Below are 18,150 nucleotides of genomic sequence, written 5' to 3' on the forward strand. Positions count from 1 at the left end.
GCGGCGTGTGGTTCGACACGCAGGAGGATCTTCGTTTACGGTTCCCTTATGAGCATCGAGACGTCCATTGCCTCCCTGGTGGAGGACCAGACGGGTCAGCCGTACCCGTACCGCCGCGTCGAGCTGGTCGAGCCCGACTGGACCCGGTTCCCCGGCTGGCGCGACGTCACCGCCGAGGAGTGGGCCTCGGTGCAGTGGCAGCGCTCGCACTGCGTCAAGAACGTGCGCCAGCTGCGCGAGCTGATGGGCGACCTGCTCGACGAGCGGTTCTACGCCGACCTCGAGCGCGACCAGGCCGAGCGCGCCACCATGTCGATGCTCGTGCCGCCGCAGATGATGAACACGATGGCGCCGACCACCGAGCCCGCCGGCCCCGGCTCGCTCACCGACGCCTTCTACGCCGACCCGGTGCGCCACTACATGATCCCGGTCTTCTCCGACCGCCGCACCGACTGGTCCTCCCACCCCTACGCCACCCGCGACTCGCTGCACGAGCACGACATGTGGGCCACCGAGGGCCTCACCCACCGCTACCCCACCAAGGTGCTGGCCGAGCTGCTGCCGACCTGCCCGCAGTACTGCGGCCACTGCACCCGCATGGACCTCGTGGGCAACTCCACCCCGGTGATCGAGAAGCTGAAGTTCGCCGGCAAGCCCACCAACCGCATCGAGGACATGCTCGACTACCTGCGCCGCACCCCCTCGGTGCGCGACGTGGTCGTCTCCGGTGGCGACGTCGCCAACATGCCGTGGCCCCGCCTCGAGGCCTTCCTGATGTCGGTGCTCGAGATCGAGAACGTGCGTGACATCCGCCTGGCCACCAAGGCCCTCGTCGGGCTCCCCCAGCACTGGCTCCAGGACGACGTGCGCGAGGGCGTCGCCCGCGTCGCCGGTCTGGCCCGCGCCCGCGGCGTCTCGCTGGCCATCCACACCCACGCCAACCACGCCAACTCGATCACCCCGCTGGTCGCCGACGCCACCCGCGCGATGCTCGAGGCCGGCGTGCGCGACGTGCGCAACCAGGGCGTGCTGCTCAACGGCGTCAACGCCGACCCGCACGCGCTGCTCGACCTGTGCTTCCGCCTGCTCGACGGCGCGCAGATCATGCCCTACTACTTCTACATGTGCGACATGATCCCGTTCTCGGAGCACTGGCGGGTCTCGGTCGCCGACGCCCAGCGCCTGCAGCACCACATCATGGGCTACCTCCCCGGCTTCGCCACCCCGCGCATCGTCTGCGACGTGCCCTTCGTCGGCAAGCGCTGGGTGCACCAGCTCGCCGACTACGACACCGAGCGTGGCATCTCCTACTGGACGAAGAACTACCGCACCTCCATCGAGGCCGCCGACCCCGAGGCGCTCACCCGCACCTTCGAGTACTACGACCCGATCCACACCCTCCCCCAGGCCGGCCGCGACTGGTGGGCCGAGCACGGCGAGCTCGACACCTCCGCCCTCAAGGCCGCCGAGATGGCCGAGGCCTCCCGGCGCACCGCCGCCCTCCAGGCCTGGTGAGTCGCTGACCGCGCGTCGCGGGTTTCGCCAGCCGGCTGGCGAAACCCGCACCTGTCGGCCCACGCACGGGCCGACAGGTGCGGGTCCGGGCCGACAGGCTCGGGTGCCGCGGGGTTGTCCACAGGCACGGCGTACCGCGGGTTGAACCGCGCCGGGCCCGGTCATCCTCCGAGGCATGGACCCGACCCCACGCCCGCACGCTGTGAGCGACGTCTTCGCCACCCGTGACGCGCTCGCCCTCGGCCACGACGACAAGAGCATCGCCCGACTGGTGCGCTCGGGCGAGTGGCACCGGCTGCGGCACGGCGCCTACTGCGCCGGTGCGCTGTGGCGCGATGCCGACGCACGCCGGCGCCGGCTGCTGGTGGCCGAAGCGGCCTACCAGGCGGCGCGCTCCCACGTGGTGCTGTCGCACACGAGTGCGGCCGACCTGCTCGGGGCCGAGGTGTGGGACCTGCCCGACACGGTCCACCTCACCCGCACCGACGCACGAGCCGGTCGCTCGCAGGCCGGGGTGGCGCAGCACCGCGGGACGGTCAGGGTCGGCGACCTGACCCGCCGCGACGGCCGCTGGGCGACGTCGGGCACGCGCACCGCCCTCGACGTCATCAGCCTCACCGACGTCGAGCACGGTCTGGTCGTCACCAACGCGCTCCTCCACCGCGGCGAGACCTCCCTGCCCGCGCTGCGGCAGGGCCTGGCGAGCACGGTCCGCTGGCCCCGCCACCTCCACGCCCGGCTGGTCGTCGGACTGGCCGACGGGCGCTGCGAGAGCGTCGCCGAGTCGCGCACGATGTACCTGTTCTGGCGCCACCACCTGCCGACGCCGATCCCGCAGTACGTCGTCCGTGACGCCCGCGGGGTGATCGTCGCCCGGCTCGACTTCGCCTGGCCCGACCTCGGGGTGTTCGCCGAGGTCGACGGCAAGGTCAAGTACACGACGCTGCTGGCGCCCGGCGACTCCGCGGCCGATGCCCTGCTGCGCGAGCGTCGGCGCGAGCAGCTCGTCGTCGGTCTCACCGGCTGGCGCTGCGTCCGACTGACCTGGGCCGACCTGCAGCACCCCGAGCGCACCGTCGCACGCGTCCGTGCCGTGCTCGCCGGCGGCCTCTGGGCCGCCTGACCCACGGCCCCGCGCCCGGCCCGGGTCTCGGGGTGCACAGCGAGGCGGCCGGGCCCGCTGGGGCTCTCGTCTCTCTCGAGAATCGGCGATCGGCCGACCGGTCGGCCCAGAACCGCACTTGTCGGCCGACGCGTGGGCCGACAGGTGCGGGTTTCGCCAGCCGGCTGGTGAAACCCGCCGCCGGCGCCGAGCCACCCTCAGCCGGTCACCGGGCGGTTCTCGTAGTAGGTGGAGAGGACCATCGTGGTGCGGGTGGAGACGTTGGCGGCGTGGCGGATGCGGGCCAGGAGGTCCTCGAGGGCGGCGGGGGTGGCGGTGCGGACCTTGAGCACGTAGGACTCCTCGCCGGCCACCGACCAGCAGGACTCGATCTCGGTGAGGTGCTGGAGCCGGTCGGGGCAGTCGTCGGGCTGCGAGGGGTCGATGGGCCGGATGGAGATCAGCGCGGTCAGCGGCAGGCCGATCTCGGCGTGGTTGATGGTGGCGCCGTAGCCCTGGATGAGGCCGCGGGTCTCCAGGCGCTTGACCCGCTGGTGCACCGCCGACGTCGACAGCCCGGTGGCCTTGCCGAGGTCGGTGTAGGACATCCGCCCGTCGGTGGCGAGCAGCTCGAGGATCCTGCGGTCGGTGGCCTCGACGTCGGATGTGGTCACGGCCGACAGCGTAGGGCAGGCCGCGTGGGAGACTGCCGGGCGTGACCAGCCCGCAGACCGACGCCCCCGGCCGCCTGATGCTCCTCGACACGGCGTCGCTCTACTTCCGCGCGTTCTTCGGCGTCCCGGAGATCACCGGCCCCGACGGCACCCCGGTCAACGCGGTGCGCGGCCTGCTCGACTTCATCTCCCGCCTCGTCGGCGACTACCGCCCCACCGACCTCGTCTGCTGCTGGGACGACGACTGGCGCCCGCAGTGGCGCGTCGACCTGCTGCCCTCCTACAAGGCCCACCGCGTCGTGGAGGAGGTCGAGTCCGACCCCGACGTGGAGGAGGTGCCCGACCCGCTGCAGGTGCAGGTGCCGATCATCCGCGACGTGCTCGAGGCGGTGGGCCTGCGGGTCGTGGGCGCCCCGGGCTATGAGGCCGACGACGTCATCGGCACCTTCGCCACCGGAGCGGGCCAGCCCGTCGACGTGGTCACCGGCGACCGCGACCTCTTCCAGCTCGTCGACGACGCCGCCGACGTCCGGGTGCTCTACATCGCGCGCGGGGTCGGCAACCACGAGCGGGTCGACGACGCCTGGGTCCGCGCCAAGTACGGCGTGGGCGCCGGGCAGTACGCCGACTTCGCCACCCTGCGGGGCGACGCCTCCGACGGGCTGCCGGGCGTCGCCGGGGTCGGCGACAAGACGGCCGCGACGCTGCTGTCGCGCCACGGCGACATCCCCGCCATCCTCGCCGCCGCCCAGGACCCCGACTCCGACCTGGCCAAGGGCCCGCGGGCCAAGGTCCTGGCCGCCACCGACTACCTCGCGGTGGCGCCCCGCGTGGTCGCGGTGGCCCGCGACATCGACCTGGAGCGCTCCCCCACGGCGCTGCCCTCCTCGCCGGCCGACCCCGAGCGACTGGCCGACCTGGCCGCGCGCTGGGGCCTCGAGTCGCCGGTACAGCGCCTGCTCGGCGTGCTCGGCCAGGCCTGAGCCGCGCGCAGGGCCGGGCGCCCCGACCCCCCGCTCGGGTGATCGGCGCGGCGCGGGGGCGACGTACGTTGGACGGCATGAGTCGAATCGCGATCGTCGGGGGCCACGGCAAGGTGGCCCAGCAGCTGCACGGTGTGCTGAAGGACCACGGCCACGTGCCGGTGGCCCTCGTGCGCAAGGAGGAGTACCGCTCCGAGCTCGAGGCCCTGGGCGCCGAGGTGCGCCTGCTCGACATCGAGGCCCAGGACGCCGACGGGTTCGCCGCGGCCTTCGAGGGCTGCGACGCGGTCGTCTTCGCCGCGGGCGGGGGCGCCGACGGCAACATCGAGCGCAAGCGCACCGTCGACCTCGAGGGCTCGACCAAGTCGATCGAGGCCGCCGGCAAGGCCGGGATCCGCCGCTTCGTGCAGGTCTCGGCCATCGGCGTCGACAACCCCGTGGGCGACGACGTCGAGGAGGCGTGGAAGGCCTACGTCGACGCCAAGCGCGGCGCCGACGAGGCGCTGCGGGCCAGCGACCTGGACTGGACGATCATCCGCCCCGGCGGCCTCACCGACGACCCGGGCACCGGTCAGGTCGCGCTGGCCGAGACCCTCGAGCGCGGTGAGGTCCCCCGCGCCGACGTGGCCGCCGTGGTGGCCGCGTGCCTGGTCGACGACCGCACGATCGGCAAGCAGTGGGAGCTGGTCGGCGGGTCCACCCCGGTGGCCGCAGCCATCGAGCAGGCGGTCTGAGACCGTCCAGCCCGGCCCGCTCCCACGACGGCCCGCCACCGGTCCCGGTGGCGGGCCGTCGTGCGTGCGCGGCAGCGTGTCGACCGGGTCAGTCGGGCAGCCCGGAGTAGGCGACGACGCCGCGCTTCATGCGGGTGATCATCTCCCGCGCCGTACGCCGCAGGGGCGTGTCGCCGGCGGCGTCGGCGACCTGGCCACCGAGGTCGAGCAGCTGCTTCATGCGGCGCACGAAGTCGCCGGCCGACATGTCGCTGTCGCCGAGCACGTCGTCGAGGTCGTCGCCCTCGCACCAGCGGTAGGCGATCCACGCGAACCCGAGGTCGGGCTGGCGCAGGTAGTCGAGCTTGTGGTCCTTCTCCAGGCGGTCGAGCTCCCCCCACAGCCGCACGGTGGCGGTCATGGCCTCGCGCGTGGCGCCGCCGGGCAGGCGGGGCGAGGTGGGGTCCTCGGCACGACGGGCCTCGAACACCAGGGCCGACAGGGCGGCGGCGAGACCGGAGGCGGGCAGGGCGTCCCAGAGCTTCTCGCGGATCGCCTCGGCGGCCAGCAGGTCCATGTCGGAGTAGAGCCGCATCAGCCGCTTGCCCCGGTCGGTGACCCGGGCGTCGCTGGGGTCGTCGCCGTCGGGGGCGAGGTAGCCCAGCGCGCTGAGCACGTCGCAGACGCGGTCGAACTGGCGCGCGACCGTGTTGGTGCGGTTCTCCACCCGGCGCTGCAGGGTGGTGGCGTCGCGCTCGAGCTTGAAGTAGCGCTCGGCCCAGCGTGCGTGGTCCTCGCGGTCGGGGCAGTCGTGGCAGGGGTGGGCCTTGAGCTGCGCACGCAGCCCCAGCACCTCCTCGTCGGCCCCGGAGCGGGCGATGGAGGAGCGGCGCGAGCCGCCGCCGGCGCTGGGCGGCGGCACGACGCCCTGGGTGCGCGAGCGCAGCGCGGAGGCCAGGTCGCGGCGCATCTGCGGGTTGCGGCCGTTGAAGCTCTTGGGCACCTTGATCCGCGTGAGCGCCTGCACCGGGGTCGGGAAGTCGATCATCGCCAGTCGGCGGGCCTGACGGTCCATCGTCACCACCGAGGGGCGCGGCGCCTCCTCGTCCCAGCCGGGGTCGACCACGACGGCCAGGCCGGCGAACTTGCCGGTCGGCACCTCGATCACGTCGCCCACCTTGAGCAGGCGCAGCGACTCGATGGCCTCGGCACGGCGGTCGGCCCGCTTGGCGCGGCTGGCGTCCTTCTCCACCTCGCCGATGCGCTTGCGCAGCCGGGCGTACTCCATGAAGTCGCCCCGGTCGCACTGTGCGGCCTCGGCGTAGCCCTCGAGGGCGTCCTGGCTCTTGCGGAGCTGGCGGGCCAGCCCGACGACCGCCTTGTCGGCCTGGAACTGCGCGAAGGACTGCTCGAGCGTGGCCCGCGCCCGCTCGCGGCCGAACTGGTGGACCAGGTTGACGGCCATGTTGTAGGAGGGCCGGAAGGAGGAGCGCAGCGGGTAGGTGCGGGTCGAGGCCAGGCCGGCGACCTCGCGCGGGTTGGTGCCGGGCTGCCAGAGCACGACGCCGTGGCCCTCGGTGTCGAGACCGCGGCGCCCGGCCCGCCCGGTGAGCTGGGTGTACTCCCCCGGGGTGATGTCGGCGTGGGTCTCGCCGTTCCACTTCGAGAGCTTCTCGATGACCACGGTGCGCGCGGGCATGTTGATGCCGAGCGCGAGGGTCTCGGTGGCGAAGACGACCTTGCACAGGCCGCGCAGGTAGAGCTCCTCGACGACCTGCTTGAAGGCCGGCAGCATGCCGGCGTGGTGGGCCGCGACACCGCGGGTCAGCCCGTCGAGGAAGTCGTGGTAGCCCAGCACGTGGAGGTCGTCGTCGGGCAGGTGGCGACAGCTCTGCTCCACGAAGGCGTAGATGGCGTCGCGCTCCTCGGGCGTCGTGAGCCGGATGCCGGCGTTGAGGCACTGCGAGACCGCGGCGTCGCAGCCGACCCGGCTGAAGATGAACACGATCGCGGGCAGCAGGCCCTCGCGGTCGAGGCGCTCGATGACGTCGTAGCGGCTGGGGATCCAGACCCGCCGGCCGTTGCCGACCTGCTTGGGCCCGCCCTTGCCGCGCGCTCCCTTGGGCGAGCGCCGGTCCTTGATCCGGGAGGCGGCCCAGTCGTCGCGGGCGACCTTCATCAGCTCCTCGTTGACCGGGGCGCCCTCCTTGACGAAGCCGGCGGCGGCGTCGACGTCGGAGGAGGCGAAGAGGTCGAGCAGCCGCTTGCCCACCATGACGTGCTGGTAGAGCGGCACGGGCCGCTTCTCCTCCACGATGGTGGTGGTGTCGCCACGCACGGTCTCCAGCCACTCCCCGAACTCCTCGGCGTTGGAGACCGTGGCCGACAGCGACACCACGGTGACCGAGTCGGGCAGGTGGATGATGACCTCCTCCCAGACCGCGCCGCGGGACCGGTCGGCGAGGTAGTGCACCTCGTCCATGACCACGAAGCCGAGGCCGTCGAGGGTGCGCGAGCCGGCGTAGAGCATGTTGCGCAGCACCTCGGTGGTCATCACCACCACGGGCGCCTCGCCGTTGACGGTGTTGTCGCCGGTGAGCAGCCCGACCTGGTCGGGTCCGTAGCGCGCGACCAGGTCGTGGTACTTCTGGTTCGACAGCGCCTTGATCGGGGTGGTGTAGAACGCCTTGCGCCCGGTCTGGAGGGCCAGGTGGATCGCGAACTCCCCCACGATGGTCTTGCCCGACCCGGTGGGCGCTGCGACCAGCACGCCGCGGCCGTCCTCGATCTCGCGGCACGCGCGGCGCTGGAAGTCGTCGAGGCCGAAGTCGTACATCGCCTCGAAGTCGTGGACGACGGGGTGGCTGCGGTGCGCGCGGTAGGAGGCGTAGCGCTCGGCCGGGGTCATCTCGTCAGCCGTGCTCATGACCCCCAACCTACGGGAGCGGCCCTACCCCGATCCGCAGCAGGACGCTGTAGTGCTCCGGCGAGCCGCCGACCGCCTTGGCCAGGCGCCCGAGGGCGTCGAGCACCAGGTCGGCGCTGAAGGACCGGCCGGGTACGGCGAGGGTCAACCGGTCCTCCTCGGGGCCGTCGGCCGGCTGCACCAGCAGCACCTGGCCGTGGCGCCACGCCAGGTGGGCGCGGGAGCGGACGTCGTCGGCGGCGACCGGGCGCGGGTGCGCCTCGTCGACGGCGAGCAGGTCGCACGGCAGCGGGCCCGACCCGGCGGCGCGCCCCGAGAGCACCCCGGTCACCCGGTGGCCGCTGAGCACCCCGGACTCGGCGGCCCACGTGACGTCGTCCTCCCCGAGCCACTCGGGCAGCTCGAAGGGGTCGAGGTCGTGCAGCGTGACGGCGACGCTCACAGGGTGGAGATCTCGTCGGGCGACAGCCCGGCGTTGATGCCGCGCGCGGCGCGCCGCTTGTCGTTCCACCGGGCGATGACCTCGGAGACGAGGAAGAGCAGCACCATCGGCACGGCCATGAACGTCATGGTGAAGGGGTCGGTCGAGGGGGTGGCCACCGCGGCGAAGATGAACACCCCGACGATGATCCAGGGCCGGTGGGCGGCCAGCGACTTGCCCTTGACCACGCCGGCGAGGTTGAGCATCACCACGAAGAGCGGGATCTCGAAGGCGATGCCGAAGACGAGCAGGGTGCGGCTGAAGAAGGTGAGGTACTCGTTGAACTCCACCAGGTTGGTCAGCCCGTCGGGGGTGAACCCGATGAGCACCTCGAGGCCCTTGGGCAGCGTGACGTAGCCCAGCACGATGCCGGCGAAGAACAGCGGCCCGGCGATGGCGGCGAAGACGCGCGTCCACTTGCGCTCGTGGGGGTGCAGCCCCGGCAGGATGAAGGCCCAGATCTGGTAGAGCCAGACCGGGCTGGTCAGCACCAGCGTGGCCAGGCCGCACAGCTTGAGGTAGAGCAGCAGACCGCCGCCGGCGCCCGAGGTCGTGGCCTGGGTGCGGTCGGCGCCCAGGGCGTCCTGGGCCTGCTGGTAGGGGTCGTTGACGACCGCGAAGAGCGGGTCGAAGAAGAACAGCGAGATGATCAGGGTGACCAGGAGTGCGAGCACGACCTTGAGGATGCGTGCGCGCAGCTCCCGGAGGTGGTCCGAGAGGGCCATCCGGCCGTCGGACCCGATCGGGTGGACCGGCTTACCGACGAAGAGCTTGACGACTCCGGAGATCGACACGGGTGGGAGGTGTCGTCGCGGCTCAGCTGCGGTGCTGGTCGGTCGGGCGCTGCTCGGTCAGGTCCTCGGCCGGGGTGGGCGCGGGGGTGGGCGACGGCGGGAGCTCGGCGGCCGGCGTGGTGTCGGCGGCGGTGCCCTCCTTGTCGTCGTCGTCCTTGAGGCCCTTGGTCTCGGCCTTGAAGATGCGCAGCGCCTGGCCGGTGCCGCGGGCGAGGTCGGGGAGCTTGGCCGCACCGAAGACCAGGATGACGATGGCGAGGATGACGAGCCACTCCGCGCCCTGGGGCATGCCGATCATGGGGAGGAACATCAGGACCTTCTCTGTTGGGTGTGCGTGCGGGTCTCGGTCGGGTGCCCGGGGGCGTCGACCGCGACGAGGTCCACTGTACGCCTCGTCATGTGTAGAGACCGAGGGTTGACCTGGCCGCTGCTGTGTACGTCTGGGTGAACTCTGGGTGAGCGCCGTCGGGGTCGACGACGCTGGCGTGCGGCGTGAGCCGGAGCAGGAGGCGGGTCAGCCACCGCGGGTCGGCGACGAGCAGGTCGACCTCGACGCCGCCGTCGGACTGGGGCCGCACCTCCTCGACGGGGTAGTACTCCACGACCCACCGTGCCGGGGGGTCCAGGCGCAGCGTCACCGGGGTGGTGCCGCCCGAGCGCGCGAACATGCCCTCGGCGAGGTCGCGCGGCGGCTCGGGGTCGGTCACGACAGGTGATTCGGAGACGACGGCCTCACGGATCCTGTCGAGGCGGAAGAGGCGTGGCGCCCCGGCGAGGTGGCACCACGAGTCGAGGTAGGCGACGCCGCCGGTGGAGACCACGCCGCGCGGGTCGACGGTGCGCACCGACTCCTCGTCGCGGCTGGGCACGTAGTAGGTGAGGTCGACCTGGCGACCGCGGTCGGCGGCGTCCTGCAGGCGGGTGGCCAGCAGGGCGGTGTCGGGGTCTCCCCCGTCGGCGCCCGGGTCGATGCGGGGTGCGGCCGACCCGGCGGCGGCCGCCGCCTCGAGCTTGGCCAGCGCGCGGTCGACGACCTCGCGGGTGTCGGGGCGCGCGCCGTTGCGCAGCGCGCGCAGCGCCACGATGACCGCGGTGGCCTCGGTGGGGGTCAGCCGCAGCGGACGGGCGAGGTAGTCGGCGTTGGTCACGCGGACGACGCCGTCGCCGTCGGGGTCCTCGAGGGCGTCGAGGTCGACGTCGATGAGGTCGTCGGGGTAGCCGCCCGGCAGACCGCACATCAGCAGGACCTTGAGGTCCTTGAGCAGCTGGCGCGGGGCCACCCCGAGGGCGGCGGCCGCCTCGTCGAGGCGCACCTGGCCGTGGGCGTGGAGGTAGGGCACCAGCGTCAGCAGCCGGGCGACCTGGTCGCGGGCGCCCGGGGCGGGGGCGGGTGTCGGCGGGGTCATGCGACGCCGCCCGCCGTGCTGGCACGGTCCAGGCCGGCCCGGAGCCGCTCGACGACCTGGGCCCGCAGCTCCAGCGGCTCCTCGACGCAGACGTCGGCGCCGTGGCCGAGCACCTCGTCGGCCAGGCCGAGGGTGTCGCGCTCGAGCACCACGCGGTCCCAGGTGGTGTGGTCGTCGGGACCCACCACGTCGGTCTCGACCCCGGCGGCGCCGCGGCGCAGCTGGTGGCCTGCGCCGCGGCGCACCAGCAGCACGGCGCGCTGCACCACGGGGGCCGGGGCCAGGCGCCGGGCCACCGCGCTCACGTCGGTGCCGGCGGGCACGTCGTAGGAGCCGGCGGGGCCGTCGGGCCGCGCCTCGCCCTCGACGCGGGAGAGGCGGAAGACGCGCTCCTCGCCACGGTCGGTGTCGAGGCCCACGACGTACCACCGCCCCGAGTAGCGGGTGACGCCCCAGGGCTGGAGGTGACGGGTCGTCACCTCGTCCTGGCCGGGGCGGCGGTAGCCGAAGACGACGGGGGTGCGCTCCGCGGTGGCCTCCCAGAAGGCGTCGAAGGACGGCTCCTCGGCGCTCAGGCGGGGCTCGACGATGTCGAGGGCCGTCACGTCGACCGGTGCGCCCAGCGCGCGGAGCTTGCGCACGGCCTCGGTGGTGGCGTCGGCGAGCTTGGCGTGCTGCCAGACCCGGGTGGCCAGGCCCACGACCGAGGCCTCGTCGGGGGTCAGGTCGATGTCGGGCAGCGCGAACTCGTCGGGACGGATCCGGTAGCCGGGCTCGTCGTCGAAGTAGGTGTCCATGCTGCCCACCTCGATCGGGACCCCGAGCGAGCGCAGCTCGTCCTTGTCGCGCTCGAACATCTTCTCGAACGCCTCGGAGGAGGAGCCGGGGTAGAGGATCGAGCGGATGCGCTCCTTGGGCACGAAGTGCCGCTGGACCAGCAGCATGATCAGCAGGTTCAGCAGGCGCTCGCTCTTGCGGACGCTCACCCCGCGCCGACGATGTCGATCAGGAAGTAGATCGTGTCGGTGCCCTTGATCCCGGCGTCGGGGTTGCCCTCGGCGCCGTAGCCGAGCTCCGGCGGGATGGCGAGCACGACGCGCGAGCCGACCGGCACGCCCTCCAGGCCCTGTGCCCAGCCCTCGACCAGCCCGCTCAGCGGGGAGGTGAGGAAGTCGGGCTTGTCGTAGTTGCCGTCGAAGGGCTTGGCCTTGGCGTAGACCTGGCCCAGGTACTTGACCTGCACGGTGTCGTCGGCGGTGAGCGCGGGGCCGTCGCCCTCGACGAGGGTCTGGCTGCGCAGCTCGCCGGTCGGGCGCGGGCGGCCCTTGAAGCGCATCGCCTCGGGGTTGCCGTCCTCGTCGAGGACGAGGTCGGGGGTCCAGGCCGCGCCCTCGGTCTCGTAGGGCTCGGAGACGTCGTAGGGCCCCATGATGTCGAAGACGATGACGACCGGGTCCTGGTTGCCGATGCCCAGCGCGGGGCTGCCGGCGCCGCCGAAGGGCTCCTCGGCGTTGAAGGCGACCGCCACGCGCGAGCCCACCGTCTGGCCGACCAGGGGGTCGGTGAAGACCGGCACCAGGTCCTCGGCGGAGAGGTCGAGCGCCTGCGGCGCGCCGTCGTCGGTGTAGGTGCTGAAGCTCTGGCTCTCGGTGTAGCCGTTGCCGACCCAGTAGTTGACCAGCACGGTGTCCTCGGCGGTGACCTCCGGGCCGTCGCCCTCGACGAGGGTCTCGACCTCGGGGTCGGCGTCGGCGTCGAAGCTCATGGCCGACGACCACGTGACGTCGGGGTCGGTGCCGACGTCGCCCTCGATGCTCAGCGCGGACAGGCCCTCGGAGGTCTCGCCCTGGGCGCCGACCTCCTCGCCGCACGAGACGAGCGTGGGGGCGAGCAGCAGCGGGAGCAGCACGGCCAGCGGCCTGCGGAGGTGTCGTGACACCGGTACATCCTTCACGTGGCGGTCGTCGGGGCCGGCGGTGGCCGGTGACCCAGGAGCGACCTGCATCCTACGAGGCGGCCCCGCCGCGGCCTGCGGCCCCTCGCCGGGTCACATGCCGTCGATGAGTCGCTGCACCCGCTCGTCCTCGGCGCGGAAGGGGTCCTTGCACAGCACGGTGCGCTGGGCCTGGTCGTTGAGCTTGAGGTGCACCCAGTCGACGGTGAAGTCGCGGCGCCGCTCCTGGGCGCGGCGGATGAAGTCGCCGCGCAGCCGGGCCCGGGTGGTCTGCGGGGGCACCGACTTGGCCTCGAAGACCTTGAGGTCGTGGGTGACCCGCGCGACCGCCCCCCGCTTCTCCAGCAGGTAGTAGAGGCCGCGGCCGCGGTGGATGTCGTGGTAGGCCAGGTCGAGCTGGGCGACGCGGGGGTGGCCCATCGGCAGGCCGTGCTTGGCGCGGTAGGCCTCGATGAGCTTCCACTTGATGACCCAGTCGATCTCCCGGTCGACCAGCCCCAGGTCGTCGGACTCCACCGCCTTCAGCCCGCGCTCCCACAGGTCGAGCGCGCGCTCGATCGTGGGGGTGCCGATCTCGCGGCGGTCGACGAAGTCGCGGGCCTTGGCGAGGTACTCCCCCTGGATCTCCAGGGCGCTGGCCTCCCGGCCGTTGGCCAGGCGCACCTTGCGCCGCCCCGTCATGTCGTGGGAGATCTCACGGATCGCGCGGATGGGGTTCTCCATGGTGAGGTCGCGCATCACCACGCCCTCCTCGATCATCCGCAGCACCAGGTCGCAGGTGGCGACCTTGAGCATCGTGGTGGTCTCGCTCATGTTGGAGTCGCCGACGATGACGTGCAGGCGGCGGTACTTCTCGGCGTCGGCGTGCGGCTCGTCGCGGGTGTTGATGATGGGGCGGCTGCGCGTGGTGGCGCTCGAGACGCCCTCCCAGATGTGCTCGGCGCGCTGCGAGACCGAGTAGGAGGCGCCCCGCGGGGTCTGGGTCACCTTGCCCGCGCCGACGATGATCTGGCGGGTCACCAGGAAGGGGATGAGGATGTCGGCCAGCCGGGAGAACTCCCCGGCGCGTCCCACGAGGTAGTTCTCGTGGCAGCCGTAGGAGTTGCCGGCGGAGTCGGTGTTGTTCTTGAACAGGTAGATCTCACCGGCGATGCCCTCGTCGTGGAGCCGCTGCTCGGCGTCGAGCAGCAGGCCCTCGAGGATCCGCTCGCCCGCCTTGTCGTGGGTGACCAGCTCGGTGATGTCGTCGCACTCCGGGGTGGCGTACTCCGGGTGGCTGCCCACGTCGAGGTAGAGCCGGGCGCCGTTGCGCAGGAAGACGTTGCTGCTGCGGCCCCAGCTGACGACCTTGCGGAAGAGGTAGCGCGCCACCTCGTCGGGGCTCAGCCGGCGCTGCCCCTTGAAGGTGCAGGTGACGCCGTACTCGTTCTCGATCCCGAAGATCCGACGGTCCATGGGGAGACAGTACGTCGCTCCGCGTGGGATCGGGGGGCGGAACGCCGCGGCGCGGACGACGCCTCCGGGTGGAGGGCCGTCCGCGCCGCCGTGGTGTGGGCCGGGTCAGGCGGTGAGGCGGGCCACCTCGTCGGCGCTGAGGCGGGGCGCGGCCCCGCGACGTCCGGCGACCCGGCCGCCGAGGTCGGGGTCGGCCGGGCGGCGCAGGTGCCAGTCGGTGACGGCCTGGTAGGCCGTGACGACCTCGATGAGGCGGTCCTCCTCGTAGGGCGCGCCCCCGAGGACCGTGCCCACGGGCAGGGTGTCGGGACCGGCGCTGGAGGCGGCGAAGCCGATCGGGAAGCCGATCTCCGGCAGGCCCAGGATGTCGAAGGGCACGACACTGGTCTGCAGCAGCACGTCGCAGTCGGCCATGACGGTGTCGAGCACGTCGCGCAGCAGCCGGTGCTTGGCCCGCTGGCCGGTGATCCACTCGTCGCCGGAGAGGAAGAGGCCCTGCACCCACGAGGTCAGCGAGACCCCGAACCTCGTCGGGTCCTGCTGCAGAAGACGCAGGAAGGGCTCGGTGCGCTCGGGCAGGCGCACCGCGTTGAAGGTGCCGGTGAGCAGGGCCCAGTCGTCGGGGTAGGTGACGTCGACCAGCGTCAGCCCGGGGATCGCGTCGAGTGCGGCCAGCGCCTGGGTCTGCAGGGCGAGCGCCTCGCCGGTGAAGCTCGCGAGGTAGCCCTCGGGCACGCCGACCCGGGTGGCCCGGCGCGCGGTGACCCTGCCCTTGCGGTCGAGCTTCGGCAGCGCGGAGGCGATGAAGTCGGGCTTGCGGGGCAGGCCCTGGGTGCGGGGGTCCTGGCTGTCGACGCCGGCCAGCACCTGGAGCATGATCGCGGCGTCGAGCACGTCGCGGGCCAGCGGGCCCACGTGGTCGCGGGTGTAGGTGAGCGGGACGACCCCGTGGAGCGAGACCCGGCCCATCGTGGGCTTGAGGCCGGTGAGGTTCTGCCGGTTGGCCGGCAGGATGATGCTGCCGCCGGTCTGGGTGCCGATGGAGGAGCAGGCCATCCGCGCCGCCACCGAGGTCGCGGGACCGGTCGAGGAGCCGCCCGGGTCGACGCTCGCGTCGGCCGGGGTCCACGCGTTGACCGTGGTGACGGTGCCGTTGGGCAGGGTGGCGCGGGTCGTCGCCAGGGGTCCCATCTGACCCTTGCCCACCATCACCGCTCCCCCGGTCTGCAGGCGCGACCAGGCGGTGGCGTCGTAGGTCGGCACGAAGTCCTCGAAGATGGTCGAGTTGGCCGTGGTCGCGACGCCGGCGGTGAAGAAGTTGTCCTTGATCGTGAGCGGGATCCCGGCCAGCGGCCCGCGCACCCTGCCCCGGTCGACCGCCCGTGCTCGGGCCAGGGCGGCCTCGGCCGGCCGGGCGTTGAAGGCCTGGTAGACCCCGTCGTAGGTGTCGGCCCGCTCGAGGTGGGCCGAGACCAGCTCGGTGGCGGTGACGACGTTGCGGCGCAGCAGCTGCGCCGCCTCGGCCAGCGTCGCCTCGGTGGGGTCGGCCTTGGCCGCGGCCCGCACCGCGACGTTCGGCAGCCTGATGCCGGCGATGGCCCGCGCGGTGGCGGCGCGCTCGGCGGCGCTGCCGGCCGCCGGGGCGGCGGCCGCACCCTCGGTCGTGCCCACCACGCCGAGCGCGGCGGCGGCGCCGGTGGCGGCGAGGAAGGCGCGGCGGTTGACCTCGGCGACCATCAGGCGTCCACCTTCCCGGTCCAGGCCTCGACGATCGAGGGGTACTCCAGCGGGGGCGCGACCTGCTGGGCGTAGAGGTCGTCGTCGGTCGGTGAGCCGCTGGCGGGCCGCCAGGTGTTGATCGCGCCGGGGGTGGAGCGCACGAAGCCCTTGAGCGAGGCGACCAGGGAGTCCTGGGTCGGCACGCCCGTGGCGGGGTCGAAGGTGGTGGGCAGGAGCGAGAGGTCGAAGCCGGAGACGAGCAGGCGGGCCTTGACGAAGGCGGTGAGCTCCTCGTCGGTGAGGCTGGCGGCGGAGACGGGCATGCAGGGCACCTTTCGGGCGGGCGTGGGGTCGAGCCCGACCGTAGGAAGGTCGTTCGCGCGTGCGGTGTCGACGGTGTGACCGGGGGATTTCGTGGGACGCCGGTGTGTGTCGCTCTGGTCCCGTACGCCACGAGCCCGCCCCGGACGTGGGTCCGGGGCGGGCTCGGGTGGTGCGGGTGCCGGCGGGTGCCGACGGGTGCCGACGGGTGCCGGTGGTGGCTCAGGGCGCGACGGGCGGCTCGCCCTCGACCTCACCGGCCCCGCCGAGCAGGTCGGGGGTGGTGGTCTCCCCCGCTGCCGGCTCGGGCACCGAGGACGCGCGGTCCCCGAGCAGCTGCTCGAGGCGCGCGGGGCTGAGCCGGACGAACTTGCGCGGGCGCTGGCGCGTGCGGTCGAGCACGGCGACCTCGAGGTCGCGGGTGGCGATGACCCGGTCGCGCGCCACCCCCTTCTCGTCCGGGGTGTGACCCAGGGCCGCCACCGCCAGGCGCAGGGCGTCGCCGAGCTCGGCGCCCTCGGCGTACCGCTCCTTGAGGTAGCCCGCGACGACGTCGGCCGCACCGCCCATGACGGCGTAGCCGTGCTCGTCGGCGACCTGGCCGTCGTAGGTGAGCCGGTAGACCTGGTCCTCGGCGGCCTCGTCGCCGATCTCGGCCACGAAGAGCTCGACCTCGTAGGGCTTCTCACCGCCGCTGGAGAAGATCGTGCCCAGGGTCTGGGCGTAGGCGTTGGCCAGCGCGCGGCCCGACACGTCGCGCCGGTCGTAGGCGTAGCCGCGCATGTCGGCGAGGCGCACCCCGGCGATGCGGAGGTTCTCGAACTCGTTGTAGCGCCCCACCGCGGCGAAGGCGATGCGGTCGTAGATCTCGGAGACCTTGTGCAGCGCCTGGGAGGGGTTCTCGGAGACGAAGAGGACGCCGTCGGCGTACTGGATCACCACGACCGAGCGGCCGCGGGCGATGCCCTTGCGCGCGAAGTCGGCCCGGTCCTTCATCAGCTGCTCGGGCGAGACGTAGAACGGCGTGCTCATGCGTGCCCCCCTCCGGTCAGCGGGGCGGTGGGTCCGTCGGGGTGCGACATCCGGCCCGCGATGACACGGTCGGCGACCGCCGCGACCTCGTCGCCGGAGAGGCGACGACCGCCCTCGGCGGTGATGACGTGGACGATGGGGAAGATGCGTCGCGCGACGTCGGGTCCGCCGGTGGCGGAGTCGTCGTCGGCGGCGTCGTAGAGCGCCTGCACGGCCAGCGTGACGACCTCGGCCTCGGTGAGGTCGGGGCGGTAGAGCTTCTTGAGCGAGCCCCGGGCGAACATCGAGCCCGAGCCGACCGCGGTGTAGCCGGTCTCCTCGTAGCGCCCGCCGGTGACGTCGTAGCTGAAGATGCGTCCGCGCGCGTCGCCGAGGTCGAAGCCCGCGAACAGCGGCACGACGGCGAGACCCTGCATGGCCATGCCGAGGTTGGAGCGGATCAGCGCCGAGAGCCGGTTGGCCTTGCCGTCGAGGGAGAGCGTCGTGCCCTCGATCTTCTCGTAGTGCTCCAGCTCGGTCTGGAAGAGCCGGATCATCTCGATGGCCAGCCCGGCGGTGCCGGCGATGCCGGCCGCGGAGTACTCGTCGGTCGCGAAGACCTTCTCGATGTCGCGCTGCGCGATGATGTTGCCCATCGTGGCGCGACGGTCACCGGCCAGCAGCACGCCGCCGGGGAAGGTCGCCCCCACGATGGTCGTGCCGTGCGGCGCGAGGTCGCCGGCCTGCCCCTGCGGCAGCGCCCGGCGCCCCGGCAGCAGGTCGGGGGCCTGGTCGGCGAGGAAGTCGCTGAAGGAGGACACCCCCGGCTGGAGGTAGGACGCGGGAAGTCGTGGACCGGGGATCACTGGCCGCCCTTCTGGATGAACGACTTCACGAAGTCCTCGGCGTTGGTCTCCAGGACGTCGTCGATCTCGTCGAGGATGTCGTCGACGTCGGCGTCGATGGTGCCCTTGCGCTCGGCGACGTCGGTCTCGGGGGCCGTCTCGACGGCCTCCTCGGTCTCCGAGGACCTGCGCGGCTGCTTCTGCTCCTGTGCCATACGCCGACCCTAGCGACTCCCCGGGCGCGACGAGCC

General features: G+C 72.9%; 18 protein-coding genes. 4 read left to right on the forward strand and 14 right to left on the reverse strand.

Features of this window, described 5'->3' with window-relative positions; translation table 11 throughout:
* The first annotated feature begins 48 nt into the window (after positions 1-48).
* Complete coding sequence (locus IR170_RS00740) at positions 49-1,515, forward strand: KamA family radical SAM protein (RefSeq protein WP_193660847.1); 1,467 nt, start codon at positions 49-51, stop codon at positions 1,513-1,515.
* 175 nt (positions 1,516-1,690) lie between these two features.
* Positions 1,691-2,638 (forward strand): type IV toxin-antitoxin system AbiEi family antitoxin domain-containing protein, encoded by a 948-nt coding sequence (locus tag IR170_RS00745; protein ID WP_193660848.1) that lies wholly within the window; start codon positions 1,691-1,693, stop codon positions 2,636-2,638.
* A gap of 197 nt (positions 2,639-2,835) precedes the next feature.
* Here the strand turns inward: IR170_RS00745 and IR170_RS00750 are convergent, their stop codons facing one another.
* The gene (locus IR170_RS00750; RefSeq protein ID WP_082502899.1) at positions 2,836-3,291 is read right to left on the reverse strand and encodes an Lrp/AsnC family transcriptional regulator; all 456 of its coding nucleotides are present in this window, start codon (positions 3,289-3,291) and stop codon (positions 2,836-2,838) included.
* Between the two features lie 77 nt (positions 3,292-3,368).
* Here IR170_RS00750 and IR170_RS00755 point away from each other — a divergent pair, with 77 nt between their 5' ends.
* Positions 3,369-4,274 (forward strand): 5'-3' exonuclease, encoded by a 906-nt coding sequence (locus IR170_RS00755; RefSeq protein WP_193661523.1) that lies wholly within the window; start codon positions 3,369-3,371, stop codon positions 4,272-4,274.
* A 77-nt stretch (positions 4,275-4,351) separates the two neighbouring features.
* Positions 4,352-5,008, forward strand: coding sequence for an SDR family oxidoreductase (locus tag IR170_RS00760; RefSeq protein WP_193660849.1), 657 nt, complete (start codon positions 4,352-4,354; stop codon positions 5,006-5,008).
* A gap of 88 nt (positions 5,009-5,096) precedes the next feature.
* Here IR170_RS00760 and IR170_RS00765 read toward each other — a convergent pair whose 3' ends face one another.
* The 13 genes from IR170_RS00765 to IR170_RS00825 form a co-directional block, all read right to left on the reverse strand.
* Positions 5,097-7,913, reverse strand: coding sequence for a DEAD/DEAH box helicase (locus tag IR170_RS00765; RefSeq protein ID WP_227488378.1), 2,817 nt, complete (start codon positions 7,911-7,913; stop codon positions 5,097-5,099).
* 10 nt (positions 7,914-7,923) lie between these two features.
* Positions 7,924-8,355 (reverse strand): hypothetical protein, encoded by a 432-nt coding sequence (locus tag IR170_RS00770; RefSeq protein ID WP_193660850.1) that lies wholly within the window; start codon positions 8,353-8,355, stop codon positions 7,924-7,926.
* Positions 8,352-9,188, reverse strand: a complete 837-nt coding sequence (tatC, locus tag IR170_RS00775) for a twin-arginine translocase subunit TatC (protein WP_193660851.1) — start codon at positions 9,186-9,188, stop codon at positions 8,352-8,354. The genes IR170_RS00770 and tatC overlap by 4 nt, the downstream gene beginning before the upstream one ends.
* 22 nt (positions 9,189-9,210) lie before the next feature.
* Positions 9,211-9,498 carry a Sec-independent protein translocase subunit TatA gene (tatA, locus tag IR170_RS00780; RefSeq protein ID WP_082500281.1) on the reverse strand — a complete coding sequence of 96 codons (288 nt, stop codon included), beginning with the start codon at positions 9,496-9,498 and terminating at the stop codon, positions 9,211-9,213.
* Positions 9,499-9,583: 85 nt separating this feature from the next.
* Positions 9,584-10,594 (reverse strand): helix-turn-helix transcriptional regulator, encoded by a 1,011-nt coding sequence (locus IR170_RS00785; RefSeq protein ID WP_193660852.1) that lies wholly within the window; start codon positions 10,592-10,594, stop codon positions 9,584-9,586.
* The gene (locus IR170_RS00790; protein WP_056864424.1) at positions 10,591-11,580 is read right to left on the reverse strand and encodes a helix-turn-helix transcriptional regulator; all 990 of its coding nucleotides are present in this window, start codon (positions 11,578-11,580) and stop codon (positions 10,591-10,593) included. The genes IR170_RS00785 and IR170_RS00790 overlap by 4 nt, the downstream gene beginning before the upstream one ends.
* The gene (locus IR170_RS20140) at positions 11,577-12,533 is read right to left on the reverse strand and encodes an FKBP-type peptidyl-prolyl cis-trans isomerase (protein WP_193660853.1); all 957 of its coding nucleotides are present in this window, start codon (positions 12,531-12,533) and stop codon (positions 11,577-11,579) included. The genes IR170_RS00790 and IR170_RS20140 overlap by 4 nt, the downstream gene beginning before the upstream one ends.
* 108 nt (positions 12,534-12,641) lie before the next feature.
* Complete coding sequence (gene pafA, locus IR170_RS00800) at positions 12,642-14,003, reverse strand: Pup--protein ligase (RefSeq protein WP_193660854.1); 1,362 nt, start codon at positions 14,001-14,003, stop codon at positions 12,642-12,644.
* A 105-nt stretch (positions 14,004-14,108) separates the two neighbouring features.
* A complete protein-coding gene (locus IR170_RS00805) occupies positions 14,109-15,740 on the reverse strand; it encodes an amidase (RefSeq protein ID WP_193660855.1) in 1,632 nt (543 codons plus the stop codon).
* Positions 15,740-16,045, reverse strand: a complete 306-nt coding sequence (locus IR170_RS00810) for a hypothetical protein (RefSeq protein WP_193660856.1) — start codon at positions 16,043-16,045, stop codon at positions 15,740-15,742. Before IR170_RS00810 ends, IR170_RS00805 begins: the two co-directional genes overlap by 1 nt.
* 220 nt (positions 16,046-16,265) lie before the next feature.
* A complete protein-coding gene (gene prcA / locus IR170_RS00815) occupies positions 16,266-17,075 on the reverse strand; it encodes a proteasome subunit alpha (protein ID WP_193660857.1) in 810 nt (269 codons plus the stop codon).
* Positions 17,072-17,917: a proteasome subunit beta gene (gene prcB / locus IR170_RS00820; RefSeq protein ID WP_156697922.1), complete on the reverse strand. Its 846-nt coding sequence runs from the start codon at positions 17,915-17,917 to the stop codon at positions 17,072-17,074. The genes prcA and prcB overlap by 4 nt, the downstream gene beginning before the upstream one ends.
* Positions 17,917-18,114: a ubiquitin-like protein Pup gene (locus tag IR170_RS00825; RefSeq protein WP_056864417.1), complete on the reverse strand. Its 198-nt coding sequence runs from the start codon at positions 18,112-18,114 to the stop codon at positions 17,917-17,919. The genes prcB and IR170_RS00825 overlap by 1 nt, the downstream gene beginning before the upstream one ends.
* Between the last annotated feature and the right edge of the window lie 36 nt (positions 18,115-18,150).

The organism is Nocardioides kribbensis, assembly GCF_015070375.1.
GTDB classification, from domain to species: Bacteria; Actinomycetota; Actinomycetes; order Propionibacteriales; family Nocardioidaceae; genus Nocardioides; species Nocardioides kribbensis.